The organism is Micromonospora sp. NPDC049171 (assembly GCF_040648275.1).
GTDB lineage: Bacteria > Actinomycetota > Actinomycetes > Mycobacteriales > Micromonosporaceae > Micromonospora.
In genome coordinates this window covers 192,543-218,705 of the sequence record NZ_JBEZDJ010000001.1, presented here as the reverse complement: position 1 = coordinate 218,705, position 26,163 = coordinate 192,543, and the positions used below count along the sequence as shown (strand labels likewise).

General features: G+C 70.3%; 26 protein-coding genes and 2 pseudogenes. 14 read left to right on the top strand and 14 right to left on the bottom strand.

The window, feature by feature from the left end; translation table 11 throughout:
• Nucleotides 1-11: 11 nt before the first annotated feature.
• Nucleotides 12-626, bottom strand: a complete 615-nt coding sequence (locus tag AB0B14_RS00830; protein WP_357064507.1) for a sigma-70 family RNA polymerase sigma factor — start codon at nt 624-626, stop codon at nt 12-14.
• Between the two features lie 152 nt (nt 627-778).
• Here AB0B14_RS00830 and AB0B14_RS00825 point away from each other — a divergent pair, with 152 nt between their 5' ends.
• The 6 genes from AB0B14_RS00825 (at nt 779) to AB0B14_RS00800 (ending at nt 7,115) form a co-directional block, all read left to right on the top strand.
• Nucleotides 779-1,363 carry a hypothetical protein gene (locus AB0B14_RS00825; protein WP_357064423.1) on the top strand — a complete coding sequence of 195 codons (585 nt, stop codon included), beginning with the start codon at nt 779-781 and terminating at the stop codon, nt 1,361-1,363.
• 6 nt (nt 1,364-1,369) lie between these two features.
• Nucleotides 1,370-2,602, top strand: coding sequence for an efflux RND transporter periplasmic adaptor subunit (locus AB0B14_RS00820; RefSeq protein WP_357064424.1), 1,233 nt, complete (start codon nt 1,370-1,372; stop codon nt 2,600-2,602).
• Nucleotides 2,599-3,288, top strand: a complete 690-nt coding sequence (locus AB0B14_RS00815; RefSeq protein WP_357064425.1) for an ABC transporter ATP-binding protein — start codon at nt 2,599-2,601, stop codon at nt 3,286-3,288. The genes AB0B14_RS00820 and AB0B14_RS00815 overlap by 4 nt, the downstream gene beginning before the upstream one ends.
• Nucleotides 3,285-4,514 carry an ABC transporter permease gene (locus AB0B14_RS00810; protein WP_357520401.1) on the top strand — a complete coding sequence of 410 codons (1,230 nt, stop codon included), beginning with the start codon at nt 3,285-3,287 and terminating at the stop codon, nt 4,512-4,514. The genes AB0B14_RS00815 and AB0B14_RS00810 overlap by 4 nt, the downstream gene beginning before the upstream one ends.
• Nucleotides 4,515-4,587: 73 nt before the next feature.
• The gene (locus tag AB0B14_RS00805; protein ID WP_357064428.1) at nt 4,588-5,289 is read left to right on the top strand and encodes a response regulator transcription factor; all 702 of its coding nucleotides are present in this window, start codon (nt 4,588-4,590) and stop codon (nt 5,287-5,289) included.
• The gene (locus AB0B14_RS00800; RefSeq protein WP_357520399.1) at nt 5,286-7,115 is read left to right on the top strand and encodes a HAMP domain-containing sensor histidine kinase; all 1,830 of its coding nucleotides are present in this window, start codon (nt 5,286-5,288) and stop codon (nt 7,113-7,115) included. The genes AB0B14_RS00805 and AB0B14_RS00800 overlap by 4 nt, the downstream gene beginning before the upstream one ends.
• A 70-nt stretch (nt 7,116-7,185) precedes the next feature.
• Here AB0B14_RS00800 and AB0B14_RS00795 read toward each other — a convergent pair whose 3' ends face one another.
• The gene (locus AB0B14_RS00795; protein ID WP_357064431.1) at nt 7,186-7,698 is read right to left on the bottom strand and encodes a MarR family transcriptional regulator; all 513 of its coding nucleotides are present in this window, start codon (nt 7,696-7,698) and stop codon (nt 7,186-7,188) included.
• Between AB0B14_RS00795 and AB0B14_RS00790 the strand changes: the two are divergent.
• Together AB0B14_RS00790 and AB0B14_RS00785 are read left to right on the top strand one after the other, a co-directional pair.
• A pseudogene (locus AB0B14_RS00790) lies at nt 7,697-8,233 on the top strand (FAD-dependent monooxygenase); the annotation flags it as partial. The gene AB0B14_RS00795 and the pseudogene AB0B14_RS00790 sit on opposite strands and share 2 nt — an antisense overlap.
• A 196-nt stretch (nt 8,234-8,429) precedes the next feature.
• Nucleotides 8,430-9,032, top strand: coding sequence for an NAD(P)/FAD-dependent oxidoreductase (locus tag AB0B14_RS00785; protein ID WP_357520397.1), 603 nt, complete (start codon nt 8,430-8,432; stop codon nt 9,030-9,032).
• Here the strand turns inward: AB0B14_RS00785 and AB0B14_RS00780 are convergent.
• The 4 genes from AB0B14_RS00780 to AB0B14_RS00765 form a co-directional block, all read right to left on the bottom strand.
• On the bottom strand, nt 9,007-10,041 hold the full coding sequence (locus AB0B14_RS00780; RefSeq protein WP_357520396.1) for a metallophosphoesterase: 1,035 nt from the start codon (nt 10,039-10,041) through the stop codon (nt 9,007-9,009). The two genes, AB0B14_RS00785 and AB0B14_RS00780, sit on opposite strands and share 26 nt — an antisense overlap.
• Before the next feature lie 230 nt (nt 10,042-10,271).
• Complete coding sequence (locus AB0B14_RS00775) at nt 10,272-11,177, bottom strand: hypothetical protein (protein ID WP_357064436.1); 906 nt, start codon at nt 11,175-11,177, stop codon at nt 10,272-10,274.
• 33 nt (nt 11,178-11,210) lie between these two features.
• Nucleotides 11,211-12,008, bottom strand: coding sequence for an SDR family oxidoreductase (locus AB0B14_RS00770; RefSeq protein WP_357064437.1), 798 nt, complete (start codon nt 12,006-12,008; stop codon nt 11,211-11,213).
• Between the two features lie 45 nt (nt 12,009-12,053).
• A complete protein-coding gene (locus AB0B14_RS00765) occupies nt 12,054-12,893 on the bottom strand; it encodes a fumarylacetoacetate hydrolase family protein (RefSeq protein ID WP_357064438.1) in 840 nt (279 codons plus the stop codon).
• A gap of 106 nt (nt 12,894-12,999) precedes the next feature.
• Here AB0B14_RS00765 and AB0B14_RS00760 point away from each other — a divergent pair, with 106 nt between their 5' ends.
• Genes AB0B14_RS00760 through AB0B14_RS00750 form a run of 3 tightly spaced genes read left to right on the top strand, consistent with a single transcriptional unit; the run spans nt 13,000 to nt 15,757 of the window.
• Nucleotides 13,000-13,710, top strand: coding sequence for a (Fe-S)-binding protein (locus AB0B14_RS00760; protein ID WP_357520394.1), 711 nt, complete (start codon nt 13,000-13,002; stop codon nt 13,708-13,710).
• Entirely contained in the window at nt 13,707-15,152 is a 1,446-nt protein-coding gene (locus tag AB0B14_RS00755) for a lactate utilization protein B (protein WP_357520392.1), read from the top strand. Before AB0B14_RS00760 ends, AB0B14_RS00755 begins: the two co-directional genes overlap by 4 nt.
• Nucleotides 15,149-15,757, top strand: coding sequence for an LUD domain-containing protein (locus AB0B14_RS00750; RefSeq protein WP_357520390.1), 609 nt, complete (start codon nt 15,149-15,151; stop codon nt 15,755-15,757). The genes AB0B14_RS00755 and AB0B14_RS00750 overlap by 4 nt, the downstream gene beginning before the upstream one ends.
• On the opposite strand, the gene AB0B14_RS00745 is transcribed toward AB0B14_RS00750, so the two are convergent.
• The 4 genes and pseudogenes from AB0B14_RS00745 to AB0B14_RS00730 form a co-directional block, all read right to left on the bottom strand.
• Nucleotides 15,746-16,486 carry a hypothetical protein gene (locus AB0B14_RS00745; protein WP_357520388.1) on the bottom strand — a complete coding sequence of 247 codons (741 nt, stop codon included), beginning with the start codon at nt 16,484-16,486 and terminating at the stop codon, nt 15,746-15,748. The two genes, AB0B14_RS00750 and AB0B14_RS00745, sit on opposite strands and share 12 nt — an antisense overlap.
• A gap of 186 nt (nt 16,487-16,672) precedes the next feature.
• Complete coding sequence (locus AB0B14_RS00740) at nt 16,673-17,572, bottom strand: ABC transporter substrate-binding protein (RefSeq protein ID WP_357520386.1); 900 nt, start codon at nt 17,570-17,572, stop codon at nt 16,673-16,675.
• Nucleotides 17,573-17,831: 259 nt separating this feature from the next.
• Nucleotides 17,832-18,692, bottom strand: a complete 861-nt coding sequence (locus AB0B14_RS00735) for an alpha/beta hydrolase (protein ID WP_357520384.1) — start codon at nt 18,690-18,692, stop codon at nt 17,832-17,834.
• A 133-nt stretch (nt 18,693-18,825) separates the two neighbouring features.
• Nucleotides 18,826-18,912 (bottom strand): annotated as a pseudogene (locus AB0B14_RS00730) (flavin reductase); the annotation flags it as partial.
• 56 nt (nt 18,913-18,968) lie between these two features.
• On the opposite strand from AB0B14_RS00730, the gene AB0B14_RS00725 reads away from it, so the two are divergent.
• Together AB0B14_RS00725 and AB0B14_RS00720 are read left to right on the top strand one after the other, a co-directional pair.
• Nucleotides 18,969-19,370 (top strand): lipoyl domain-containing protein, encoded by a 402-nt coding sequence (locus tag AB0B14_RS00725; RefSeq protein WP_357520382.1) that lies wholly within the window; start codon nt 18,969-18,971, stop codon nt 19,368-19,370.
• Between the two features lie 139 nt (nt 19,371-19,509).
• On the top strand, nt 19,510-19,704 hold the full coding sequence (locus tag AB0B14_RS00720; protein ID WP_357064453.1) for a hypothetical protein: 195 nt from the start codon (nt 19,510-19,512) through the stop codon (nt 19,702-19,704).
• A gap of 416 nt (nt 19,705-20,120) precedes the next feature.
• On the opposite strand, the gene fxsT is transcribed toward AB0B14_RS00720, so the two are convergent.
• Nucleotides 20,121-22,481 carry an FxSxx-COOH system tetratricopeptide repeat protein gene (fxsT, locus tag AB0B14_RS00715; RefSeq protein WP_357520380.1) on the bottom strand — a complete coding sequence of 787 codons (2,361 nt, stop codon included), beginning with the start codon at nt 22,479-22,481 and terminating at the stop codon, nt 20,121-20,123.
• Nucleotides 22,478-22,798 carry a hypothetical protein gene (locus AB0B14_RS00710; protein ID WP_357520378.1) on the bottom strand — a complete coding sequence of 107 codons (321 nt, stop codon included), beginning with the start codon at nt 22,796-22,798 and terminating at the stop codon, nt 22,478-22,480. Before AB0B14_RS00710 ends, fxsT begins: the two co-directional genes overlap by 4 nt.
• Before the next feature lie 676 nt (nt 22,799-23,474).
• Here AB0B14_RS00710 and AB0B14_RS00705 point away from each other — a divergent pair.
• On the top strand, nt 23,475-24,014 hold the full coding sequence (locus AB0B14_RS00705) for an RNA 2'-phosphotransferase (protein WP_357520376.1): 540 nt from the start codon (nt 23,475-23,477) through the stop codon (nt 24,012-24,014).
• Between the two features lie 282 nt (nt 24,015-24,296).
• On the opposite strand, the gene AB0B14_RS00700 is transcribed toward AB0B14_RS00705, so the two are convergent.
• A complete protein-coding gene (locus tag AB0B14_RS00700) occupies nt 24,297-25,091 on the bottom strand; it encodes a hypothetical protein (RefSeq protein ID WP_357520375.1) in 795 nt (264 codons plus the stop codon).
• A gap of 493 nt (nt 25,092-25,584) precedes the next feature.
• Entirely contained in the window at nt 25,585-26,046 is a 462-nt protein-coding gene (locus tag AB0B14_RS00695; RefSeq protein ID WP_357064463.1) for a hypothetical protein, read from the bottom strand.
• Between the last annotated feature and the right edge of the window lie 117 nt (nt 26,047-26,163).

Below are 26,163 nucleotides of genomic sequence, written 5' to 3'. Positions count from 1 at the left end.
GGTATCCGCCCTCAGCCGGTTCGCTGCTCGCGGGTCGGGCCACCCTCGGCCTGCCAGGCGGCGACGAGATCCTCGCGGGCCCGGGCCACCCGGGAGCGGATGGTGCCGACCGGGCAACCGCAGACGTCCGCCGCCTCGGCGTAGGACAGGCCGAGCACCTGCGTGGCGACGAACGCCTCGCGACGCTCCGGGCTCAGGCCGGCGATCACCTGCTGGAGGGTGACGCCCTCGTCGGCGCCGGCGGTGATCGCACCGGCGGCCTCGGCCGCCGCCTGCCAGTCCGTCACCGAGGCCAACCGTGGCCGGGCGACCGCCGTCCGGACGTGATCCACGGCAACGCGTCGCGCGATGGTGAACACCCAGGTACGCGCCGACGACCGGCCGGCGAAGCCGGGCAGGTTGCGAAACGCCCGCAGGAACGTCTCCTGGGTCAGGTCGTCGGCCTCACCCGGCCCGGCCAGGTGCGACAGGAACCGCCGGACCTGATCCTGCAGGGCCCGGACGAACGCGGTGGCGGCCTGCCGGTCGCCCCGGCCCGCCTCCTGCGCCCACCGGGTCACCTGATCGTCGTCAGCGGCGCCGTTGCGCACAGACCACCGTCCTGGGTGCCACGGGCGCTCCTCCATGCCGAGTTGCCGTCGTCGGATCGCGCCGCTCAGCCGCGCACTCTGGTGGTCGGTGGCCGGCCCGGGAAAGTTCCCGGAACCTGATCGCACCTGTGCGAAAAAGGCGTGCGTACCTAACAATTAGCTGACATGCGGCGACCAAGCTGGCGCGCATGCACAAAGCGAATGTGAAGATCACCGGTTTGGCGGTTCTGCTGTTGTCGCTCGCGGCCTGCGGCGACGACCCGAAGGCGTCGGAGCCGCAGGTGGCCGCGCTCCCGGGCGCGACCACGTCGGCGAGTGCCGGCCCGGCCGCGTCGAGCAACGCCGCCGACCGCCAGCTCCCCCTCGGCGCGACCAAGCAGGAGGTCGACCGCCGCTACGAGGCCTACTACGCCTGTTGGACGCAGCACGGTGTGCCGTCGGCGCCGGCGCAGGGCGGAAACGGTGGTCCGCTGCTCAGCTACAAGATGGACGAGAAGAAGTATCAGCCGGCCGTGGACGCGTGCGCCGACAAGGAGCCGCTGGGCCCGCCGGAGCTCGACCCGCACCAGAACCCGAACTTCGCCGACGACCTGCGCGAGAAACTGCAGTGCGTCCGGGACCAGGGCCTGTCGATGGAGATCCGGCAGGGAGGCACGGACAACGCCAACATCTGGGTCGCGCCGGAGACCAAGGCCAACCTGGAGAAGGCGAACAGCGACGCGGGGCTGGAGATCCAGCGTCAGTGCGAGATCTCGGCCTTCACGCAGAGGTAGCCGACCGTGCAGACGAAACCCCTCATCATCACCATCACGTGCGGCGTGCTCGCGCTGGGCGGCGTGGCCTACGCCGTCCACGCCAGCGCCGGCGACGACTCTCCAGCCGCGCAGCCGGCCGCGGCCAGGGTGGCCACGGCCGAGGTGGTCCGGACCGACCTCTCCGACTACTGGGCCGAGAGCGGCACGGTCGGCTATCGCAAGCAGCGCACGCTGCGGGGTGTCGCGCCCGGGGTGCTCACCTGGTTGCCCCAGTCCGGCAGCACCATCGCCCGCGGCGACATCATGTACCGCTCCGGTGACCGCCCGGTGATCCTCTTCTACGGGTCGTCGCCGATGTTCCGCGACATCAGCGTGGTCGGCATGGTCGGCCGCGACGTCAAGGTGCTGGCCGACAACCTTCGGGCGCTCGGCTACCGGATCGGGTCCCAACCCGCACCGGGGACCCGGGTGACCGTCCAGGGCGGGCCACCACCGGCCGCGAACGACCCGGGTACGAACGACCAGGGTACGAACGGCGAGGCCACGAACGGAGGGGCCAACAAGCCGGGTTCGCCGCCGGCAGCCGCCGGCACCGGGGCGTACCAGACCGTCGTGACCAGCCAGGACGCCGTCTTCACCCGGTCACTCAAGGACGCCGTGAAGCGCTGGCAGACGGCCAAGGGGGTACGTCCGGCAACCGGCACCGTGACACTCGGCGACATTCTGGTGCTGCCCGGTGCGGTGCGGGTCGGCACGGCCGCGGCCCAACTCGGCGACGACGCCACCGGCAACCTGATGGCGATCAGCGATCAGGCCAAGGCGGTCACCGTCGAGATCGACGCCAGCCGGGCCGACGACCTCCGTGCCGGGCAGAAGGTGCAGATCACCCTTCCGGACAGCGCACACACCAGCGGCACCATCACCTCGGTGAGCAGCAACGTCCAGGCCGCCCAGTCCGACGGCGACAACCCGGGCTCGGAGGGCCCGAAGGTGCAGGTCGTCATCGCGGTGGACGACGCCTCGACGATCCAGAACATCAGCTCTGCCACCGTCGAGGTCCGGTTCACCGGCACCACCGAGCGCGACGTACTCGCCGTCCCGGTCGGCGCACTGCTCGCGCTCAGCGGTGGCGGTTACGGCGTACAGATCTCCGACGGCGCCCTGACCGCGGTGAAGGTGGGCCTGTTCGCCGACGGCATGGTGCAGATCAGCGGTACCGGCATCACCGCCGGCACCAGGGTGGTGACGACGTCGTGACCCCGGTGTTGGAGATCGACGGTGCCACCCGGCGCTACGGCGCGGACGTGACGGCGCTGCGCGACGTCTCGTTGCGGATCGACACGGGCGAGTTCGTGGCCATCCTGGGCCCGTCCGGGTCGGGAAAGTCCACCCTGCTCAACATCATGGGCACGCTGGACCGGCCCACCGAGGGTCGGGTACTGATCGGCGGGCGGGATGTCACCACCATGTCCGACCGGCACCTGTCCAGCCTGCGTGGCCGGTGGCTGGGTTTCGTGTTCCAGCAGTTCCACCTCACCGACGGGCTGACCGCGACCGAGAACGTCGCGACCGGTCTGCTCTACGCCGGCGTCCACCGCCGGCACCGCCGGGCGCTGGCCCTGGCGGCACTGGAACGGGTCGGTCTGGCCCACCGCGCCGACCACCACCCGCAGGCACTCTCGGGCGGTGAACGCCAACGGGTGGCGATCGCCCGGGCGCTCGTCAACCGGCCCGCGCTGGTGTTGGCCGACGAGCCGACCGGGGCGCTCGACGTGGCCACCGGCTCGGCCGTGCTGGACCTGCTGACCGAGCTGAACCGGGACGGGACCACGATCGCGCTGATCACCCACGATCACGAGGTGGCCGCCCGGGTGCCCCGACAGCTCCGCATCCTGGACGGCCGCCTGGTGTCCGACTCCGCGGCGGGCGGTGGGTCGGCATGAGGCGTACCCGGCAAGAGGCGAGGGTGGACCGGGACGCCGCACCGGTCCGACTGGCCCCGGCCGACCTGGTCGGCCTGGGTCTGCTCGGCATCCGGACGCGCACGGCGCGGGCCGCCCTGTCGGCGCTCGGCATCGCCATCGGCATCGCCACCCTGATCCTGGTCACCGGGATCCCGGCGTCGAGCCAGCGGGCACTGGAGGAGAAACTGGCCGCCCTGGGCACCAACCGACTACAGGTCACACCGGCGCCCAACCGCGAGCCACCGGTCCAGCTGCCCGTCGAGTCGGTGGACATGGTGTCCCGGATCGCGCCGGTGACGGTGGCGAGCGCGACCGCCGACTTCGGGCTGAACGTCGCCCGTTCCGACCGGACCGGCGCCGGCGACTACAACGCCATCGCGGTCGTCGCCACCAGGACGAACCTGCTCGCGGCGATCGACGGCCGGGTACGCTCCGGCCGGTTCCTGGATCCCGCGATGGAACGCCTGCCGACGGTGGTCCTCGGCTCGGTCGCCGCCCAGCGGCTCGGCTTCGCCACGGTCGACCTCTCCCAGCCGCTCCAGGTCCACCTCGGCGGGCAGCGGTTCAGCGTGATCGGCATCCTCGACCCGGTGCCCCTCGCACCCGAGATCGACCGCTCCGCGATGATCGGCTGGGAGGCGGCCAACCGCTGGCTGCGCTTCGACGGGCACCCGACCCGGATCTATGTGCAGACCACCGACGCCCAGGTGGTGGCGGTACGCCAGGTGCTGGCCGCCACGGCCAATCCGGAGCATCCCAGCGACGTGCAGGTCAGTCGTCCCTCGGACGGGCTCGCCGCCAAGCAGGCCGTGCGGCAGACCTTCAGCTCGCTGCTGCTCGGGCTGGCCGGGATCGCGTTGCTCGTGGGCGGCATCGGGGTGGCCAACACGATGTACATCTCGGTGCTGGAGCGACGCCGCGAGATCGGCCTGCGTCGGGCCCTGGGCGCCAACCGGGGCCAGGTACGCATCCAGTTCGTGACCGAGTCGATCGTGCTGTCGGCGCTCGGCGGAGTGGCCGGAGTGCTGGCCGGCGCGGTGGCCGTCGCCGGTTATGCCACCCTCCAGCACTGGCCGGTGACCATCCCACCGACGGCGGCCGCCGTCGGGCTGGGCGGTGCGCTGATCATCGGGGTGTTGGCCGGGGTCTACCCGGCGATGCGGGCGGCCTCGCTCGACCCCACCGAGTCGCTGTCCAGTGTCTGAGCAGTCGTTAGGAATCTGTCAGGTCGGGCCTGGAACCGGTTCGGTGCCGCAGCGCCGGCCTATCATCGCCGGCATGTGTGCGATGGTCTTGGTCGCTGACGACGATCCGCGGCACGCGGAGGGGATCCGCCGCTATCTCGTGGCTGCCGGCCACGAGACGATCGTGGTGCACGACGGGCGGGCGGCGCTGGACGCCGCCCGCCGGGCCCGGCCCGACCTGCTGATCCTGGACGTGATGATGCCGGGGTTGGACGGCTTACAGGTGTGCCGCACGGTGCGGCAGGAGTCGGACGTCCTGGTGCTCATGCTCACCGCGCGCAGCGCCGAGAGTGACCTGCTGCTCGGCCTGGAACTGGGCGCCGACGACTATCTGACCAAACCGTTCAGCCCCCGGGAGTTGGTGGCCCGCACCCGTACCCTGCTGCGCCGCGCGCCCCGGGGCGCGCCCGAGCCCACCGACCGGGGCATCCGGCAGATCGGTCGGATCGGCGTCGATCCGGTCGGGCACCACGTGACCGTCGACGGCGAGCGGATCGAGTGCACCCGTGGCGAGTTCGCCATCCTGGCCGCGATGTCCGAGCAACCGGACCGGGTCTTCACCCGAGCGCAGCTGCTGCACCACACCCGTGGCCTCGACCGCAGCTCGACCGAGCGCACCATCGACGTCCACATGATGAACCTGCGCCGCAAGATCGAGACCGACCCGAGACGACCCCGGCAGTTGCTCACCGTGCACGGGGTGGGCTACAAGTTGGCGCTGGGTCCGACACCGTGAGCGGGGACCAGGTGCCGCTGCGGCACAGCCTGGTGACCCGGCTGTTGGTCGCCGCCGTGGTGATCGCGCTGGCCGCGATCTCGGCCACCGCCTGGCTGGCGGCGACGACCACCACCCGCGCGATCAACTACGAGCAGGGCGGCGCGGTCGCCGACCAGAAGGCCGTCTACCAGGCGCTGCTCGGTTACGCGGCCACCCACCACGACTGGTCCGGGGCTGCCGCCCTGGTGCGATCGCGCGCCGCCGAGCTGGACCGCCGCATCACGCTCACCACCGACGACCACCGGGTCATCCTCGACTCGCAGACCGGGCCGGCGCTGCGGAACACCAGCCCCGCGGCCGTGGTGGATCCGCTCCAGGTCGACCTGGGCCTGACCGGCGGCGACGAGCACATCGACGAGCGGGCCGTCGGGCCCTACGTCGTGCCGACCGAAGACCGGTACGTGCTCAGCGAGGTGGCCAAGAACAGCCTGGCCTGCTTCCACAAGGTGGGCTACGACGGGGTCATCGAGGTCGCGACAACCGGCCGCCCGAGCGTCGTGCTCACCAACGTCCGCGCCGAGGCCGAGCGGCCCCTGACCCGGTCCGTGACCGAGAGCTGCGGGTTCGCGCTCGACAGCCTGGTCAGCGCAGCCGAGAAGAAGGCACTCCAGACGCTGACCACCCTGACCGCCCACTGCCTCAACCTCGGCGACCGCACCTCCGAGCTGCGCATCACGCCGACCTTCGATGCCTATCTGGGCGAATCGGCGGTCGTCCGGACCGCGCACGAGAAGACCGAGGTGAAGCCACCGTCGCTGCTCGAACCGGCCGGGCCGGTCGGCGTCGTGCGGGGCTGCGTCGAATCGGCGCGCAGAACCCAACTCCGGCCGTACGTGGCGCCCCGCGCGCTGCTGTTCGTCACCGCCCCCGGCACCGGCGACACCACGCTGCGCCTGTCCGGCGGCAGCATCGGGCGAATCGTGGCGGTCACCGGCGCGGTCCTGCTCGCCACCGTCGCGGCGACCGTGCTCGTCGGCCGGCGCCTGGTGCGGCCACTGCGCACCCTCACCGACGCGGCCGATCAGCGCACGCCCGCCCCGGTGTCCGGCCGCGACGAGATCGGCCGGTTGGCGCGCGCCCTCAACGACTCCACGCAACGCCGGGATCGGGCCGAGGCGCAACGCCGCACCATGGTCAACGACGTGGCACACGAGCTGCGTACGCCACTGAGCAACATCCGCACCTGGCTGGAGGCGGCGCAGGACGACCTGGCCCCGACCGACGCCCAGCTGCTGGCGCTGCTGCACGAGGAGGCGCTGCTGCTCCAGCACATCATCGACGACCTTGGCGACCTGGCCGCCGCCGACGCGGGCACGCTGCGCATCGACCCGGAACCGACCTACCTGCGGGACGTGCTCACGCAGGTGGTCGACAGCCACCGGGGCAGCGCGCTCGCGGCCGGGGTGCGCCTGGAACTCAGCGTCGTGTCCGACCCGGTGGTGCGGGCCGATCAGGTACGCCTACGACAGGTGGTCGGCAACCTGATCTCGAACGCCATCCGGTACACCCCGCCCGGCGGCTCGGTCACGGTCGGCGCGGACGGCACCACCATCTCCGTTCGGGACACCGGCAGCGGCATCGCCCCGGCCGACCTGCCGAAGATCTTCGACCGTTTCTGGCGGGCCGACGAGTCGCGCAGCCGGGTGACCGGCGGCAGCGGCCTCGGCCTGGCGATCGCGCGCCACCTGACCGAGGCACACGGCGGCACGATCGAGGTGCGGAGCGAGGTGGGCCGGGGCACGCACTTCACCATCCGACTGCCGGGCCCGACGACCACCAGGTGAGCGGAGCACGCGAGAGGGAGCGTTGACGCCAGCAGGCGCCTCCCTTTTCCCCGCACGCAACGCCGCGCGTTCAGCTCGGTGGACCATCCGGCGGCCGGCGTTTCCGGGTGGAGTGGGACCGGCCACCCTCGCGGAGTCGGGTGGCCTCGCGCAGCGCCACTTCGCGGCCGGTGTGGGCGAAGTCGGTCAACAGGCGCAGCTGGTCGTCGGTGAATCCGGCGATGCGCTCGGTCAGGTAGGTGGCCATCGGCTGGTAGAGCGCGGCCAGTTCGTCGGCCCGGTCGGGCCTGGCGTGCACGGTGATCCGGCGGCGGTCGTGCGGATCGTGCTCGCGGCGGACGAGTCGCTGCGCCTCCATCCGGTCGAGCATCTTGCTCACCGCACCGGTGGTCATGCCCATCCGTTCGGCGAGCTGAGTGGGTGTGACGGCGAGACCCGCGCTGACGAGGTTGAGGCAGTGCAGGTCGTTGACCGGTACGCCGAGCTGGTCGGCCACCGCCGACTGGAACAGCGCGGTGGCACTGACGAACTGCGGGATCTCCACCCAGGCAGCCGCCACGAGCGCCTCGTGCCCCGTTGACATGCCCACCTCTCCCCAGATAGCTTCCCAAAGAAGTAACTTCCTTGAGAAGTTACTTCTTTGGTGGGATGACCCCGCGGAAAGCCTAGAACAGGAGCGAGTGGACGTGACTCACGCACTGATCATCGGCGGTGGTGTCGCGGGTCCGACCGCCGCCATCGCACTACGGAAAGTCGGAATCGACGCCACCGTCTACGAGGCGTACGCCACCACGGCTCACGACGTGGGTGCCAGCATGGGCATCTCCCTCAACGGTCTCGACGCGCTACGCACCCTCGACGCGCACACCGTCGTCCGCGACGCCGGCTTCCCGGTGCCCCGCGGCGTCATGTGGCTCGGCAACGGCAGACGCCTTGGCGAGGGACACACCGGCACACCGCTGCCCGACGGGACGCTCCCGATCGTCATCGGACGCCACGACCTCTACGCCGCGCTGCGTCACGAGGCCCTGCGGCGCGGCGTGCCCATCCACCACGGCAAGCGCCTCGCCCACACCGAACACCGCGGTGACCAGGTCGCCGCGGTGTTCACCGACGGCACGGAAGCTGTCGGCGACCTGCTCATCGGCGCCGACGGCATCGGCTCGACGACCCGGCGCTTCGTAGCCCCACACGCACCACGACCTCGGGTACGTCGGGCTCATCGGCACGGGCGGGATCACCCGCGAGGTCACACCGCAAACCGAGCCCGGCGTGATGAACATGGTCTTTGGCAGGCGGGCGTTCTTCGCCTCCATGGCCAGCCCCGACGGCAGCGTCTGGTGGTTCGCCAATCTCCCCCGGGCCGACGAACCCACCGCAGCCGACCTCGCCGCGACCTCCGGCTCGCAGTGGCGCCAGCGGTTGCTGGAGGTCTTCGCCGGGGACAGGTCGCCGGCGGTGCCGCTCATCCGCGCGACACCGCCGGACTCCACGTGGTTTCCCCTGCACGACATGCGTGCCCCGAAGCGGTGGCACCGCGGACGCGTCGTCCTCATCGGTGACGCCGCGCACGTGAGCTCACCCAGCTCCGGTCAGGGCGCGTCGATGGCCTTCGAGGACGCCGTGCAGCTGGCCCGCTGCCTGCGGGACCGGGACGATCCGCCGGCGGCGTTCCACGCGTACCAACGGTTGCGGGCCGAACGCGTCAGCAAGGTGCTGGCGGGAGCCAGACAGGTCAACCGCAGCAAGGCGGCCACCGGCATGAGTCGAGTCCTGCGCGACGTGACGTTCCCCCTGTTCATGAGGAAGTTCAGCACCCCCGAGGCGTTTGCCTGGCTGTACGACCACCGCATCGACTTCCACCGGCCGACAGACGATCAGCCGGCCACCGTCAGCGGACCACCCCGATACCGGTAAACGACCTGTCGTACTCGGTGAACGACCGGTTGTTGTGCGGCGCGTAGATCCAGGTCCGCAGCGAGTTGGCAGCGGTGTCGACCTCGACCAGGCGGACCGGGTTGGTGGAGTTGGAGTGGAACGTCTGGAGGAACGAGTAGATCTTGTTGCCGTTGACCCCGGTGTCGACCCGGTTGCCGGCGATGCCGGTGTGCCCGGAGAAGACGAACCGGATGTTGGCGTACCGCTTGACCAGGTTGTCGAAGAGATACTGCGGGCTGGTCTCGCCGTAGCCGGCGCTCTGCTCGATGCTGCCGTTGCCGTCGATGTAGTCATGGGTGACCACTATGACGTTGTGCCGGGGGTTGGCGGCGACAACGCTTCTGGCCCAGTTCACGGCCGCGACCCGGGGCCACAGCTCCAGGGTCAGCACCAGCCACTGCGCGCCGCCGGCCTCGAAGGTCGAGTAGGAGTTGTCGACCTTGCCAGCCTCGAACTGCCCCTTGGCCGCGCGGTACTGGCTGACGGTGAAGTACCTGTTGAACACGCTGGTGTCGCGGATGAGTTCGCGGGTGCGGGCGGGGTCGCGGGCGGAGCCGCCGGGACCGGGCGCCTGGGTGTCGTGGTTGCCGACGGCCAGGGCGTACGGGATGGCGGCATTCTCGATCGGACGCATCGCGTTGCGGGCGAGGACGTACTGCGCGTGGTCCGCGGTGTCCCAGTTGACCACGTCACCGGAGGACGTCACGAAGCGCAGGTCCAGCGCGGACCGGTTCTGCACCAGCCAGTTCGTGCGGTTGAGGAAGCGGGTGTCGCTGCTGTTGAGCACCTCCTGCTGGGTGTCCGGCAGGACGGCGAAGCTGAACTTCGTGTCGGTGGCGTCGGCGGTCTCCAGCACCCGCCCGGAGCCGCTGACGCTCGTGGTGGCGTAACGGGAACTGCCCCACGTCCACGCGTGCGTTCCGGCGGCGTGCGCCGCGCCGCCGACGAATGTTCCCCCCGGCACGGCGAGTGCCACCGCCGCGGCCATCGCCCCGAACCTTGCCCTCGATCTTCTGATACGCACCGCTGGTCCTCTCCTGCCGACATAGGCCCAAGAACTGGACATTCGCAGCCTAGAGAGGATCGGGACGACACTGGTAAATGCGGTGAGACCTTCCTGAGTACCCGGGCCGCATTTTCCGTCACGCACGGGTCAACCTCGCGGAGGTCGCGCCCGCCGCCCGGGGAGGCGACCGGCTCCGCCCGGTCGTGCCCGCCCTAGCGCGGGCCGCCGCGTCGACCCGCGCCGGCCGTGGAGGGCCGGTGGGCGATGCGGGGAGCCCGCACCGCCGAGGAGGTGCCGGACCCCGGGCGGAAGTCCCGGGCCGCGCTTGCCACCATCTCGTCGGGATCGCGGGTGAGCGCCTGCCGGATGTGCGCCGGCACGATCTCGCTCGTCGCCATGGCCAGGCGGACCTGGACCGAGCGGTCGTCGAGCAGCAGCGCCAGGTCGGCCTCGCCCAGCTCGACCGCACGCACCAGCGCGGCACGGACGTCGACCACCGGGTCCGCGGCGAGCGCGCTGCGCTGCGCGGCGGTGGTCCGCGGGTTGCGGGCCAACCCCTTGCGTACGCGTGCGGTGCGATCGCCCAGCAGGGCGGTGATCGCGCCCGGGTCGTGGGTATGGGTGGCGAGTCGTTCGCGTACCTCGGGTGAGACGTCGTCGACGAGCCTGGCGGCCAGCTCCGGTTCCAGGTCCCGGCGCTCGGCGAGGAGACCGCGAAGCTCCTTGTCGGATGCCTCGGACATGGCTCGGCGGACCGACTCGTCACAGGCCGGGTTGCTGGCGACCGCCCACCGGATCCACCGGTCGGCGTCCTTGACCAGACGCATCAGGTTGGCGATCGAGGCCGAGGGGTTCCTCGCCACGGCCTCCCGGACCTGACGATCATGGTCGCGGGTCAGCGGGCGCAGTGCCTGCGCGGGCGCGTCGGCCCGAGCGGCGACCGCCTTGCGGACCACGGCCGACGGGTCGGACGCCAGGTCGATGAGGGTCATCTGCGGCGTGCTGGGGTCCTGTGCGAGAGCGAGCCGTGCGTCAGCGTCGCCACCGATCGGACGGTGGTCGGTGACGTCGGACCCGCTGTGACGGTCGGGCTCGCCGACGTCCTGCTGTTTCCCCATGGGCGTAATCATGTCACGGGCCGCCGGCCACCCTCAGGAGACGACCGCTCCTGGCCCGGCGGGGGCGGGTGCGGGGGCGACCCGGGCGGGTACCCGCAGGCCGGACATGCCGCCATCCACCGGGAGCGACGACCCGTTCACCGACCCGGTGGCGGGCGACGCCAGGTAGACGACGGCGGCGGCCACCTCGTCGGCGGTCACCAGGCGGCCTGTCGGCTGGCGGGACGCGAGGTGTCGTTTCTCCGCCGTCGGATCGTCCGCACCGGCGAGCAGGCGGGCCACCCAGGGCGTGTCCACGGTGCCGGGGGCGACACAGTTGACCCGGACTCCCTCCGCCACCAGGTCGGCGGCCATGGCGAGGGTGAGGGCGTGCACGGCGCCCTTCGACGCCGAGTACAGGGCGCGTTGGGGCAGGCCGACGGTCGCCGCGATCGAGGAGATGTTGACGATCGCCGCGGCCGACGACCGGCGCAGGTACGGCAGTGCGACGGCACTCGTGCGGGCCACCCCGGAGACGTTGACGTCGAGCACCCGGCTCCACACCTCGTCGTCGTCGTCCTCCACCGTGCCCACGGCGGAGATGGCGGCGTTGTTGACCAGGATGTCGATGCCGCCGAACCGCTCGGCGACCGAGGCGACGGCCGCACCGAGGGAGGACCGGTCGGCCACGTCCGCCCGGACGCCGTGGACGCGAGGATCCTCGGGGAGAGCCGACAGGTCCAGGTCCAGTACGCCCACCCGGGCGCCGGCGGCCACGAACGCCCGCACACAGGCGTGGCCGATCCCCGAGCCACCTCCGGTCACCACCGCCACGAGACCGTCACACCGCATCCTTCTCTCCCCTCTTGAGCAGTCCTCCGAGTCGACGCACCGTCGTCAGGCGCTGCGCAGCGTGTTGCGCTGCCGGCCGAGGCTGTCGATCTCGACCTCCATCACGTCACCGGCGGCCAGGTACGGGAACCGGCCGGAGAGCGCCACACCCTGCGGGGTGCCGGTGTTGATGACGTCGCCCGGGTCCAGGACCGTGTACTGGGACAGGTGCCAGACCAGGTACGCCACGTCGAAGATCATGTCTTTCGTGCTGGAGTCCTGGCGGGGCTCGCCGTTGACCCAGGAGCGCAGCCGCAGCGCCTGCGGGTCGTCGATCTCGTCGGCGGTGACCAGCCACGGGCCGAGCGGTTGGAACGTCTCGCAGGACTTGCCCTTCGACCACTGGCCACCGGAGACGGCGAGCTGGAAGTCGCGCTCGGAGACGTCGTTGGACAGCACGTACCCGGCAATGTGCGCGGCGGCGTCGGCCGGCGAGGCGAGGTAGCGGGCCCGACGGCCGATCACCACCGCCAGCTCCACCTCCCAGTCGGTCTTCGTGGAGCCACGCGGGATCAGGACGTCGTCGTGGGGGCCGACCACGGTGTTGGGCGCCTTGTAGAAGATGATCGGGGCGGTCGGTGGCTCGGCGCCCGACTCGGCGGCGTGCGCGGCGTAGTTCTGCCCGACGCAGAGGACCACACCGGGACGGGCGATCGGCGCGCCGACCCGCTGACCGGTGACGTCGATCTCGGGCAGGTCGGCGGCCTCGCGGACGCGCCGGACGCCGTCTCCGGCGAGGAACTCCGCGTCGATGTCGGCGGTCAGCGACGAGAGGTCGAAGTGCCGCCCGTCGACGTACAGGACGGGGCGTTCCCGGCCGACGGGGCCGACGCGCATGAATCTCACGAACCATCCTCCGGTGCCTGGTGGCGGCAGAGCCGTTTCCGATAGGATCTTGTTCGCCAGTGTGTACTCGCTCACACCAATACAGTCAAGGCGGGTCGACGCCGCCATGCGGATTGCCCTCTTCATCACCTGCGTCAACGACCTCGCCTATCCGGCCACCGGCATCGCGGTCACCCGCGTCCTGCGGCGGCTCGGCCACACCGTCGACTTCCCCACCGGCCAGACCTGTTGCGGGCAGATGCACGCCAACACCGGTTATCGGGCCGAGGCGATGCCGATGGTGCGCCACTTTGTCGACGTCTTCGACACCTACGACGCCGTCGTCGTGCCGTCCGGGTCGTGCACCGCGATGATCCGCGACCAGTACCCGCGGTTGCACCCGCCCGCCACATCGGTGGCCGGCCGCACCTACGAGCTGTCCGAGTTGCTCGTCGACGTCCTCGGCGTCACCGACGTCGGTGCCGAGTTCCCGGAAACGGTGACCTACCACCCCACCTGTCACGGCCTGCGGCTGCTGCGGCTGGGTGACCGGCCGCTGCGACTGCTGCGCGAGGTACGCGGCATCCGGCTGGTCGAGCTCGGCGACGCCGAGGAGTGCTGCGGTTTCGGCGGCACCTTCGCCCTGAAGAACCCGGACGTCTCCACCGCGATGCTCACCGACAAGTGCGCCCGGGTCGGCGAGACCGGGGCCCGGGTGCTCGCCGCCGCCGACAACTCCTGCCTGGCGCACATCGGCGGTGGCCTCGCCCGGCACCGGTCGGGCGTGCGGGCCCTGCACTACGCCGAGATCCTCGCCGCGACGGGAGCCACCTCGTGACGCGCCCGGTCGCACCGGCCACCGGAGCCGGGCGGATCCGCACCCCGCTGCCCTTCCCCACCGCGGCGAAGCCCGCCGTCGCCGACACGCAACTGCGGGCCAACCTGCACCGGGCCACCCGCACGATTCGTGGCAAGCGCGCCCGGGTGGTCGACGAGGTGCCCGACTGGGAGGCTCTGCGCGACGCCGGCTCGGCGATCAAGGCGGACGTCCAACGGCGGCTGCCGGAGCTGCTGGAGCAGTTCGAGGCGTCCGCCACCGCTGCCGGCGCCACCGTGCACTGGGCCCGGGACGCGGCCGAGGCCTGCCGGATCGTGGTCGAGCTGACCCGGGCCGCCGGGGCCGACGAGGTCGTGAAGGTCAAGTCGATGGCGACCCAGGAGATCGAGCTCAACGAGGCCCTGGAGACGGCCGGGATCGCCGCGTACGAGACCGACCTGGCGGAGCTGATCGTGCAGTTCGGCGAGGACACCCCCTCGCACATCCTGGTGCCGGCGATCCACTACAACCGGACGCAGATCCGGGAGATCTTCCTCCGTCGCATGCCGGACGCGCCGGCCGACCTCAGCGACGAGCCGGCCGCCCTGGCCGAGGCGGCCCGCGCGCACCTGCGACGGCGGTTCCTCTCGGCCCGGGTCGCCGTGTCCGGGGCCAACTTCGCCATCGCCGACACCGGCACGCTCGTGGTGGTGGAGTCCGAGGGCAACGGGCGGATGTGCCTCACCCTGCCGGAGACGCTGATCAGCGTCGTGGGCGTGGAGAAGCTGCTGCCGACCTTCACCGACCTGGAGGTCTTCCTGCAACTGCTGCCGCGCTCCTCGACCGGCGAGCGGATGAACCCGTACACCTCGATGTGGACGGGCGTCACCTCCGGTGACGGCCCGCAGGACGTCCACGTCGTGCTCGTCGACAACGGGCGGTCCGCGGTGCTGGCCGACCCGGTCGGGCGGCCGGCGCTGTCCTGCATCCGCTGCTCCGCGTGCCTCAACGTCTGCCCGGTGTACGAGCGGGCCGGCGGGCACGCGTACGGCTCGGTGTATCCGGGGCCGATCGGCGCGATCCTGTCGCCCCAACTGACCGGTGTGGCCGACAACGCCTCGCTGCCGTACGCGTCCACGCTCTGCGGCGCCTGCTACGACGTCTGCCCGGTGAAGATCAACATCCCGGAGATCCTGGTCCACCTCCGCCAGCAGGCCCCGCATCCACTGGCGGAACGAGCCACCATGCGCGTCCTGTCCTGGGTGATGCGCAGCCCTCGACGCTGGGCCGCCGCCCTGCGCCTGGCCCGCACCGGCGCGGGCCCGCTCGGCGCGTACCGGGAGCGGCGCACCGGTGCCCGGACGCTGCGCCGGCTGCCCTGGCCCGCCTCGGCGTGGACCCGCTCACGGGACCTGCCGCTGCCCGCGCCGCAGACCTTCCGGGAATGGTGGGACCAGCAGTGACCGCCCGTGACGAGATCCTGGCGCGACTGCGGACGGCCCTGGCCGACAACCCGCCCCCGGTGGCGGTGCCCCGCCGATACCGCCGGGCCGACCACCGCACCGACCTGGTCGAGGTCCTCGTCGACCGTCTGGTGGACTACCGGGCGACAGTCCACCGTGGGCTCGACGCCCTGGCCGGGCTGCTGGCCGAGGTCGACCGGCTCGCCGTCCCCACCGACGTCCCCGCCGACTGGCTGGCCGGCCACACCGGGCAGCTACACCGCGACGCTCCCCCGCTGACACCGGCCGAGCTCGACACGATGGACGCGGTCCTGACCGGTTGTGCCGTGGCGGTCGCCGACACCGGCACCATCATCCTCGACGCCGGCCCGACGCAGGGGCGGCGCGCGCTCACCCTGGTGCCCGACCGGCACCTCTGCGTCGTCCGCGCCGACCAGGTCGTGGGCCTGCTGCCGGAGGCGCTGACCCGACTGGACCCGCGCGCGCCCCAGACCTGGATCTCCGGCCCGTCCGCGACGAGCGACATCGAGCTGAACCGGGTGGAGGGGGTGCACGGCCCACGCCGACTGGAGGTCGTCCTGGTCGGCGGCGCCTCAGGGGCGTGACGCCACGGCCCGCAGTCGTCGCCGTCGCCGCGACACCAGCAGCACCCCGGCCGCGACCACCAGTGCCCCGCCGACGAGAGCCGCGGCCCCGATCCCCGGCAGGCCCGGCGGGACGGCGGTGGCGCTGCCACGGCGGGTGCGGACCACGGCCGGCGTGCCGTCGAGAATCCAGTCGTGCGAGTCCTCCCCCGCGCCGTACACCGCGCGTTGTCCGTCCGGGCCGGTGGCCGCCGCACGGTACGCGGGGTTGAGGTCGGTCAGCGTCCGCACCGCGACGGTGACCGTGTGGACCGGCCCGGGGCAGGTGTAGTCGATTGTGGCACCGGCCCGGGCCAGGGCTGTCGACTCGGCGAGCACGCCGAGGCAGCGACGCTCGCCGTCGGCCACGGTGATCTGCTTGAGCAGGTACGCGGAGAACCGCTCCGACGACGCGATCACCGCGGGGTCGGTCGTTCGGTAGTCGACCGCGCCGTCGAGCAGCACGCGGTCGGGCGGCAGCAGGCCGAGCGAGACGCCGAGCAGCGTCAGGTCGTCGGGTCCGCCGACGCGCCACCGTACCCGGACGACCTCTGGCCGCTGGTCGTCGCGCGCGACGGACACGGTCTGCGGGTCACCGGACGGGTGCCCGGACGCCGGGGCCGGCACGGCCAGGACCGCCGCGGCGACGGCGAGCACCGCCAGCGGGAGGGCTGTCGCCGCGCCGCGTCGACGACGTCTGGGCAGGGGCACGAAACGCTCCGGGATAGCGGCGGCAGGGATCGGGCCCACCGTGTCGAACGCCCGGAAACGGGCAGCTCCGGGCGGGTGTTCGGCACCAGGCCGCGACGTGAACAACAGTTGGTGATCGCCATGAGGCGCGACCTTGGTAGGTGCCAACCCCGCCATCACGGTCCGCGCCGCCCAGGGGCGGCAGGGTCAACCGACGTCGAGGGGGACCCGCCGAGCGCGGGAGTCGGGGCGGCCAGCGAGGATGCCGGCGAGGATCTCCGCGCCGTCGACGACCCGCGGGCCGGGGCGGTTGAAGTAGGCAGGCCCGTCGACCACCCACACCTGCCCCTGGCGAACCGCGGGCAGGTCCGCCCAGCCCGGTTGCGTCGCCGCCACCGACACCTCGACGAAGGTGCGCTCCGGCGTGAACCCGCACGGCCCGAACACCACCACCTCGGGAGCGAGGTCGGCGACCACCGACCACCGGTGCGGGGTGCTGTGCGCGCCCGGCCCGAGCAGCAGCGACCGCCCACCCGCGTAGGCGATCTGCTCCGGCACCCAGTGCCCGCCAGGCATCAACGGGTCGAGCCACTCGACGAACAGCACCGTCGGCGCGCCGGTCACCGGTCCCGGCAACGCGGCGAGGCGACGGCCGCCGTCGGCGCGGATCTCCGCCGCCCTGCCCTCGGTGCCGGTCAGCGCGGCCACGGCATCGACCGTGTCCAGGATGCCGTCGATGGTCCGCGCCTCCAGGGACACCACCCTGGTGTCGAGATCGATCAGACGCACCGCGTCGTTGACCCGCTCGTAGGAGACCGCGCACACATCGCACAGATCCTGGGTCAGGATCAGATCCGGCTTCAGGTCCTCCAGCATGGCGACGTCGAGCTGGTACAGCGACGATCCCCGGTGCGCGTCACCGGCGATCGCCGCCGAGATCTCCCGGCTCGTCAGAGCCTCGGGCAGGGAGGTCGCGGTCACCGCCGGGATGTCGGCCAGGGCCCCCGGCGGCCAGTCACACTCATGGGTACGCCCGACCAGATGCCCGGTCAGGCCAAGCATGGCCACGATGTCCGTGGCCGCCGGCAGCAGGGAGACGATGCGCACAACCGCCTGCCTACCAGGCACGACCGAGCCACGTCCACTCCCCTTCGAAACCATGGCGGCGATCAGCGGCTGCCGACAGCCTGGTCGAGCAGATCGGTGGGAGCCCGCACGATCAACCCGGGTCTGTCAGAGAATCAGTTCACGACCTCCTGGTTGTGCTGTCCAGGGAGGCTGGCCGAGGTTGTGTGACGACACGGTTTGAGGTCACCTGGCGGGCGCGCGGTCGACGGCAGAGGCGGATGCGGATCGACGGCATCGGTCAGGCGAGGAAACGGTGCAGCACGTTTGTCAGGGCGTCGGGGTTTTCCTCGGCGACATGGTGTCCGGACCGGATCGGTTCGCCGCGTAGGTCCGCGACCCAGGGCCGCCAGACGGCGAGTGGGTCACGATAGAGATCTTCCATGTCGTCACGGGTCGACCACAGGAACAACGTCGGACAACGGACGGTACGCCCGGCACGCCGGTCGGCCTCCTCATGCTCCCGGTCCACGCCGAGGCCGGCGCGGTAGTCCTCCAACATTGCCCGCACGGTCGCTTGATCGTGGATGGCCTCCCGCAGCTCCCGGTAGTTCTCGGCCCCCATCCGCTCCGGGTCGGCACTGTCGTACCAGGCGTCGGGATCGGCCATGATGGCACGCTCCGGCTTCTCTGGCTGGGCGAAGAAGAACCAGTGGTACCAGTCCCGAGCGAACCTCGCGTCGCATCGGGCGAGGGCCTCGCTGATGGGTACGCCGTCCATGACCACCAGCCGGCTGACCGCGTCGGCGTGATCGAGCGCCAGGCGCAACGCCACATAACAACCGCGGTCGTGCCCGACAGCGGCGAACCTCGGATGGCCGAGCGCGTTCATCAGACGGAGCATGTCCCCGGCCACCGCGCGCTTGGACTGCTGGGAGTGGTCGGGGCGGATCCGCGCCTTTCCGGACTGTCCGTAGCCACGCATGTCCGGGCAGACCACCGTGAAGCCGAGATCCACCAGTCGCGGCGCGACCCGGTGCCACGTCGATCCGGTACGCGGATGCCCGTGGACGAGCAGGACCGGTGGACCCTGTCCGGCGTACCGGACCCGCAGCTCCACTTCACCGACGTCGACCCGCTCGTCTGTGAAAACTTCGAACATGCGCAGGAGGTACCCCAGCGTCTCCTGCCTGCAACCTCCGCTCATCGGCAGGGCCGTCTCGGGCGGTGAGCGTAAGACGGTTGCGGATTTGAGCGAGGGACAGGAACGGCGCGGTCACGTTCACACCACGGCCCTGGACAGCGTCGACGAGTTGGGCGGCCAGGTAGATGGCCAGGGAAACCGGGGCTCGTTCGTACTCGGCTCGCAACTCCCGGCGGCGCCGGCGCCCTCGCTGAGCGGCCGGCGGGGTCCAAGAAGTCAGCCATAATCTGGGGAGTGAGATTGCTGCATGCGGTGTGGAACATTGTTGCGCCACTGGTCGGGCTCGCGCTTGTGATCGCCCTCGCAGTTGATGCTCGCAGGCGTCACCTTGCGCGAGCCGCTGTGGACGCACGGCCTTGGCCAGATCTGCCCAGGGGCACAATGCCGGTCGAGATGCCTCAATTGGGTCAGGAAGTCACGAGTGCAACGGTCATCCGGATCATGAAACACGCGGGCGAGCTGGTGCAGATTGGTGACGTGGTAGCGGAAGTGTCGACCGACAAGGTCGATACAGAAATCCCGGCAACAGTCGCCGGACTGATCGTGGCTGTGTTCGTTGGCGAGGGCGATGTGGTTCGGGTTGGATATCCGCTGCTCGCCGTGACCCCGTCAGCGGTGGCCAGACAGCAGATGTAGTCCTGAGGCCCCGCCGCCCCAACCCGCTGACCGGCGAGGAGATCATCCGGCTGCGAGGTGCCCGCCCGGCCGGACCACCCCACAACTCGCCACCGGACCCACCGGGGTGCAGCGGCGGGCCACCAACAGCGGAGTCGTCATGGTCGTCGGCCAGAAGATCGCCCTCGGCCGCGTGCACGCCGGCAAGACCGTCACCATCGACGTCACCGACACCACCCTCACGGTCGAATGCGACGATGGCCCCCGCACGTTCCGGCGGACCAACGACCAACCGGTCCGCAGCATCAAAGCCCACCGACCACGCAAGACCGACCATCTCCCGGTCGGATTCTGATCTTCAAAGAGGGGTGGCGTGGACCGCTTCGAGGGCCACTGCTGGCTGGACTGGTGGGCCAACACCTCCACCCTTCTCGGCAGTGTCGAAGTAGCCGTCGTGATCACCGCCAGCGACGCCGGCTAGGAGCAGACGCTCGATCACCGCTCGCTGAGGCTCGGTGAGCGGGCATCGCGTCTGGATCGGGAGCATTGCCTGTCAGCACACGCCCATAGCCGCGCATGGCGCCTGTGCAATGCGTCGTGTCCTCGGAATCCTTGACCTCGAGGTGACAGCCAAGCCCATCTGAGCAGCCATTACGCGTCGCTGAACTCAATTCGGACATCGCGCGACGTCCGTGGTAGTCCACGAGGGTGCGACTCTATCGTCAACCAGGAAGTCACTCGCCCGATCCGGGCTGACCAGGGTTGCTGCGGTCAGCCTGCATCATTCGAGCTAGACCTTCTACGCTGAATTTCTGCTCTGATCTCCAACGCCCGCTCCTGCAATGGCAGCGCTTCCTCTTCCTGTCCCAGAGTGCACAACGTGTGCGCCAGGTTGTCCAACCGGAGCGCGATGTCGGGGTGCCCCGCCGGCAACGCCGCCTCACTGATCGTCAACGCCCGCTCCTGCAACGGCAGCGCCTCCTCCTCCTGCCCCAGAGTGCACAACGTGTGCGCCAGGTTGTCCAACCGGAGCGCGATGTCGGGGTGCCCCGCCGGCAACGCCGCCTCACTGATCGCCAACGCCCGCCGCCGCAACGGCAGCGCCTCCTCCGCCTGCCCCAAAGCGCTCAACGTGTGCGCCAGGTTGTTCAACCGGGTCGCGATGGTGGGGTGCCCCGCCGGCAACGCCGCCTCACTGATCGCCAACGCCCGCCGCCGCAACGGCAGCGCCTCTTCCTGCCCCAGATCCCCCAATGTGGACGCCAGGTTGTCCAACCGGAGCGCGATGTCGGGGTGCCCCGCCGGCAACGCCGCCTCACTGATCGCCAACGCCCGCCGCCGCAACGGCAACGCCTCCTCCGCCTGCCCCAAAGCACCCAACGTGTGCGCCAGGTTGTCCAACCGGGTCGCGATGTCGGGGTGCCCCGCCGGCAACGCCGCCTTACTAATCGCCAACGCCCGCCGCCGCAACGGCAACGCCTCCTCCGCCTGCCCCAAAGCACCCAACGTGTGCGCCAGGTTGTCCAACCGGAGCGCGATGGTGGGGTGCCCCGCCGGCAACGCCGCCTCACTGAGGGCCAACGCCCGCCGCTGCAACGGCAGCGCCTCCTCCGCCTGCCCCAAAGCACCCAACGTGTGCGCCAGGTTGTCCAACCGGAGCGCGATGGTGGAGTGCCCCGCCGGCAACGCCAGCTCACTGATCTTCAACGCCCACTTTTCAGCCTGTACGGCCTGGTGGTACCTGGCCTGCGTGTAGTGATAGAACCCCAGTTGGCCCAGCAGGTAAGCGAAGGTGAGATCTACGGTGTCCTCGGGAAAGTGTCGGGCGATCGCTTCGGCGTGTGGGGTGAACACCCTCCACTGCGGCCAGGCATCGACTTCCTCTGATGGGTTGCCTGATGGGCGGGCTTGGTCGAGTAGGGCCAACGCGTGATCAACGACCTGCTGCCACAACGACTCGGACAGGTCGCCGCGCTCGTCGTGGCAGTCAACCTCCGCCGGCGTCTGCGCTTGGCTGCGGACCACCGTCTGGAGAAGTCGGTGAGTGCTGACTGTCGTCAGGGTCAGCGTGACCAGGTTGTACGACGCCAACGCCGACAGCGCCTCGTCAACAGCACCGGCCTGGTCGGCATATCCGGCCAAGATCGAGCGCGGCACGTCGTCGGGTGCGTAGCACGACAAGATCCGCAGTAAATCGATCGCTGCCGGCCGGACTTTGCGCAGCCGGCCGAGGGTAAGTAGCCACACCTGCGCCACCGCCCGCTCTGCCTGGTCTCCCTCCGCGATTGTGTTCAATACTTCGGCAGGCTGCGCTCGCAGCCGATCCAGATAGACCGACACCGGGAGGCGGGTCTGCCTTAGATAGCCGGCTGCCTGTTGCAACGCCAACGGCAGGTACCCCAACTCGTCGGCCAACACCGCCGCCGCCAACAGATCCTGCTGTTCCCCCCGCTCCAGCAATAGCCGCACCGCGGACTCACGATCCAGCATGTCCAGACGCAGACACCCGTCAACCAGCGTCTCCCAGTTCACATCACGCCGCGTCGTGATCAAAAGGTGCCCGGTGTCCAACTGCGCCAACAGCGGCTCCACATCCGAGCGCTGCTCCACGTTGTCCAGCACGAGCAACCAACCGGACTGGTTCTGCAACCAGCCGACCGCCCAGCCCGCAGCCTCCGCTGCCGTCGCCGTCAGCACCAACTCCGGATTCACCCGGGCCGCCAACGCCGCCAAGCCGCTCTCAATCGCCGCCGGGCTATCAGCAGTAACCCACCACCGCACCAGATATCGGTCGCGCCACCGGTGGGCGTACTGCAACGCCAACTCGGTCTTACCCACGCCACCCAGACCATGCACCGCCTGACAGATCACCCCACTACCGGCGGACAACACCTCCTCCAGCTCAGCAAACTCCTCCTCACGCCCCACAAACAACCGCATCGCCGGCTTGGGCAGGTTGTGCAACCGCCTCCCCGTATCGGGTGCCGCCGACGCCCGATGCAGCTCGATCCGTCGCGCATCGATCTTCGCGTCGTCCCCCGTGATGGCAAACCCGCTGATCTCACCCGCCGCGACCGACCGGCCGCCCTCAGCGCTCACCCCACCAGGGCCGGCAACATTCCGATCGGTCACCGAGTCACCTGGCCGCCATCCCCGGTGATCACCACCCCGCTAATCGTCTGCCCCGCGACAGACCGTCCACCCGATGCTGTGATCGTCACCCCAGCCGAAGCCAGCATCTGCGACAACTCGACAGCTAACTGGCTATCGGCAGCCGCCGCCTTGCGGATCTGCAACCGCAACGCCGCCAACCGATCCTCATCAGCCGGGTCCTCGGCCACATCCATCACCGCCGCCTCCACCATCGGAGCCGACTCCTCGCGCCCCAGCAATCGACGCAACAGCCGCCCACCCAGGCCAACCGTCGCGTCTGCCGCCACCTCCTGCACCCGCGCCACTACACCCGCCCCATACGCTCCGGCAGCCGCCGCCACGTACGGCACCACCGCACCAGCCAACCAAGTCACATCCGGATCCATAAGCCCTCACCCCTCCGAGCCGGATATCAGCAACCTCGATCAGTACCACACCGATGCACGCACAGTCACACCACCCAGAGACCAACCACGAGCCGCTGTACAAGCAGGAAGGCCACCTCCCAGGACTGGGAAGTGGCCTTTATCTGCGTAGGCGATGCTGGCATCGAACCAGCGAACTCTTCGGTGTGAAACAGGACGCCGGAGCTCGCCCCGGGCCGCCAACCGCCGACCGATCGTGGGCTGCCGGCCAGTGTTTGGTTGGCGACAGCGCTGGCTCTCCCGCAGCCGCTTCGGTCGATCGGGCAGCACGCTCACGATCACCGCGCCTTGCCAGCGACAGACGAGGGTGCTCCTGCTGGATTCGTGCCGATTCGCTTGCGCCATGCTGGTTCCCGTCGATCACCCGGGCACTGCGGTCGGCCTCCTTGAGGGTCCCGGGACGCGACGATCTTCGGATGGCCCGCCTTCCAGTAGACAGGTCGGAGCCGGCCGGCCGTACCCGACAGGCCCACCCGCGGAAGACCAGGGCTCGGTGTCGTCGGAAAACCTCTCGATTCGAGCGACGGAGGTCGACCACAATACGACCGTGGAACGCGAGCACCTGGTGAAGTTGAGCAAACGGATGTCGAAGGCACTCCGGCACGATCCCGACCGGGTCGGCCTGGTGCTCGACCCGGCCGGTTGGACTCCCGTCGACGCCCTGCTCGCCGCCCTACGGATCGAGCGGGCCGAGCTGGACGCGGTCGTCGCCGGCAACGACAAGCAGCGGTTCGCTGTCGAGCGCGGCACCGACGGGGTGCTGCGGATCCGGGCCAACCAGGGTCACTCGGTCCCGGTGGACCTCGGGCTGCCCCCGGTGACCCCACCGGACCGGCTCTATCACGGCACCAGCGCCGGTGCGCTGGAGTCGATCCGGGCCACCGGTCTGCACCGCGGTGGCCGGCACCACGTCCACCTTTCCGCCGACACCGAGACCGCCCACCGGGTCGGCACCCGACGGGCCGGCCGGGTCGTGATCCTCACCATCGACGCGGCGGCGATGGCCGCCGACGGGCACGTGTTCCACCGCAGCGCCAACGGCGTCTGGCTCACCGACGCCGTCCCTGCCAGCTATCTGCTCGCCTAACCCTGGCCAGTCCTGGACCGCTGTTTCCGGCGGAGTGCGTGCGGCTCGAACGGGATGCGACACCAGACATCCGGCTCGGCGGTAGTGCCCCGGCAGCCCTCAACGTTTTGCTCCCACAACGGCGCTCCCGTCTGGGGGTCCAGTCGAACCAGACGCGAGTGTCGCTCCGCGACAAGAAGCGCACCGGACGCCGCCGCGCTCGAACGCAGGTGCAGAAGCCGTCACCACAGCACCTTCAGCCGTTGATCCACGAGTCTAGTGTCGCGCACGGTCCCGAGTGGGCTACGTGCCGGCGGCCTGCCGCAGGAGTTCGAACATGAGCTGGTTGTGCGGCTTCAGGGCCCCCCGGCTCTTGTAGTTCGTCTCGCGGAACAGCAGTTGCCGCTGACCGTTGCCGACCTCCCGGTCGAGCATCCGCCGCAACGACCGCTCCACCCGGGCGTTGACGTCATCCGCCGGCCGGTCGGCCAACAGTGACAGGGCACGGTGCAGGGCGGCCTCGGCGTTCGGCACGTACAGGTAGTCCGGGCCGCCCGGCAGGCGCTGCCGAGTCAGGTCCACGCCGAAGCGGAACGCCGTACCGACCAGGTCGGCGGCGGAGAAATCATTGCCGTGAAATTCGTTGGATTCCCGCAGCACAAGCTCCCGATACCCCGGCGGTTCCGCCCGCCCCTGCCTCGCCAGAAACGCCAGATCGCTGGCGAACTGCTCCGCGGAGCCGGGCGGCGGAGCGCCCCAGAACGTCGTCGACCTGATCCGCCCGGAGAAGACGCAGTCGACAAGCTCCAAATGGCCCGCCGTCAGATCACGGATGTCCGCGTCGCGAAAGGTGCAACCAACAAGCCGGGAGTAGCCAGCCACTCCGGTCAGCACCGCACCGTCGAAGGAACACTCGACGTACTGCGACAACTCCATACCCGCGCCGAGCGCGACGTCCTGGAACCGCAATCCGTCGAAGCGGCACCGCTCGAAACGGGCACCGACGCCAACGAGCCCAGTCAACCCCTGACCGGAAAAGTCGACCCCCACAATTTCCTCGTGCTCGACGATCAACCGGTTGCCCTGCTCACCTGCCACGATCTGCCCTTACCACTCGCATCCGCTACTTCTTCCAGCTGTACAAGGCGTAGTCGCACGTCTCGTAACCGAGGCCTTCTCGACGTGCCGCTTCTTCGAGGCCTGGTCAACTGGATCAGCTTGCCGGTCAGTGTGTCGAGGAAACCGGCCCGACCCAGCGATAGACGAGAGGCGCTACGGCGCGCCGTGGCGGCCGGCGCCGCTGCCATCCAGGTCGTGTCCAAACCGGCACTGCCGGTCGCGAACAGTACCTTTGAACAGAACGGCTTCAGGCAGGAGGCCCGGGGATCCACGCCGGGCGTTCCATTCCTAACCCCCAGCTCCCGCCTCAGTGGAGTGCCGGCAATACGGCGCACGGCGGCGGTATGCCCGGGACGACCAGGCGCACTGTCGTCGGCAAGGTCGCGCCTCGCGCGTCGACTGTTACTCAAACTGACGCCTGGTCGGCGGCAGATGAGCGCACCGAGTTCGTCCCCCACGCACCACGGATCCGTCAGGGCGGTGCTGGCGACCAGCCCTGTTCGGCAAGCCGCTGCCCGATGACAGTGGCGATGGCCCGAGACCTGGCCGCTCCCTCGGCGTCGGACAAGCGCACAGCGACCTCTGCCCAGTAATGCAAAGCGAAGATAACCAGGTTCCATTGGACGTTGGTTAGCACCATCGTCGCCGTTTGTCCAGAAGCCGGCCATGTTCGGAAGCCCTCGGCATCATGTGGCCACCCCGGAATCTGGTCCCACCCCGCCTGCCGAATGCTGCTACCCAGCTGGGCCACCGTCGGCAGTCGCGTCGTCTCTGTCTCCGCTTCGGCATCCCACCTCGGCAGTTCCTCCCGGCCGTCGGGAACAGCACCATCGATGGCCGACTGGACGTGGCTGTCCATGGTCCCGTCGATAAGCAACCAGTCGCTGATCAGCACCTGGATCGAGTACGCCGCGTGTTGCGAGGCAGCCGTCATGCCCCGATCATGACTTGCGGGTACGACACTCTGATGCTCTTGTCATCCAGCGCGGGAACCGACCACGCGCGGAGATCGACTCTGACCTTCGGAAACGTGGAGCCGCAGGTAGAGCGC

What these genes read in the sequence shown, in the direction of transcription:
- AB0B14_RS00775 (WP_357064436.1), bottom strand. Translation starts at nt 11,177, where the DNA reads ATGGGGAAACAGCAGGACGTCGGCGAGCCCGACCGTCACAGCGGGTCC.
- AB0B14_RS00720 (WP_357064453.1), top strand. Translation starts at nt 19,510, where the DNA reads ATGGTCGTCGGCCAGAAGATCGCCCTCGGCCGCGTGCACGCCGGCAAG.
- AB0B14_RS00795 (WP_357064431.1), bottom strand. Translation starts at nt 7,698, where the DNA reads ATGTCAACGGGGCACGAGGCGCTCGTGGCGGCTGCCTGGGTGGAGATC.
- AB0B14_RS00810 (WP_357520401.1), top strand. Translation starts at nt 3,285, where the DNA reads ATGAGGCGTACCCGGCAAGAGGCGAGGGTGGACCGGGACGCCGCACCG.
- AB0B14_RS00770 (WP_357064437.1), bottom strand. Translation starts at nt 12,008, where the DNA reads ATGCGGTGTGACGGTCTCGTGGCGGTGGTGACCGGAGGTGGCTCGGGG.
- AB0B14_RS00735 (WP_357520384.1), bottom strand. Translation starts at nt 18,692, where the DNA reads ATGTTCGAAGTTTTCACAGACGAGCGGGTCGACGTCGGTGAAGTGGAG.
- AB0B14_RS00825 (WP_357064423.1), top strand. Translation starts at nt 779, where the DNA reads ATGCACAAAGCGAATGTGAAGATCACCGGTTTGGCGGTTCTGCTGTTG.
- AB0B14_RS00785 (WP_357520397.1), top strand. Translation starts at nt 8,430, where the DNA reads ATGGCCAGCCCCGACGGCAGCGTCTGGTGGTTCGCCAATCTCCCCCGG.
- AB0B14_RS00805 (WP_357064428.1), top strand. Translation starts at nt 4,588, where the DNA reads ATGTGTGCGATGGTCTTGGTCGCTGACGACGATCCGCGGCACGCGGAG.
- AB0B14_RS00695 (WP_357064463.1), bottom strand. Translation starts at nt 26,046, where the DNA reads ATGACGGCTGCCTCGCAACACGCGGCGTACTCGATCCAGGTGCTGATC.
- AB0B14_RS00780 (WP_357520396.1), bottom strand. Translation starts at nt 10,041, where the DNA reads ATGGCCGCGGCGGTGGCACTCGCCGTGCCGGGGGGAACATTCGTCGGC.
- AB0B14_RS00830 (WP_357064507.1), bottom strand. Translation starts at nt 626, where the DNA reads ATGGAGGAGCGCCCGTGGCACCCAGGACGGTGGTCTGTGCGCAACGGC.
- AB0B14_RS00760 (WP_357520394.1), top strand. Translation starts at nt 13,000, where the DNA reads ATGCGGATTGCCCTCTTCATCACCTGCGTCAACGACCTCGCCTATCCG.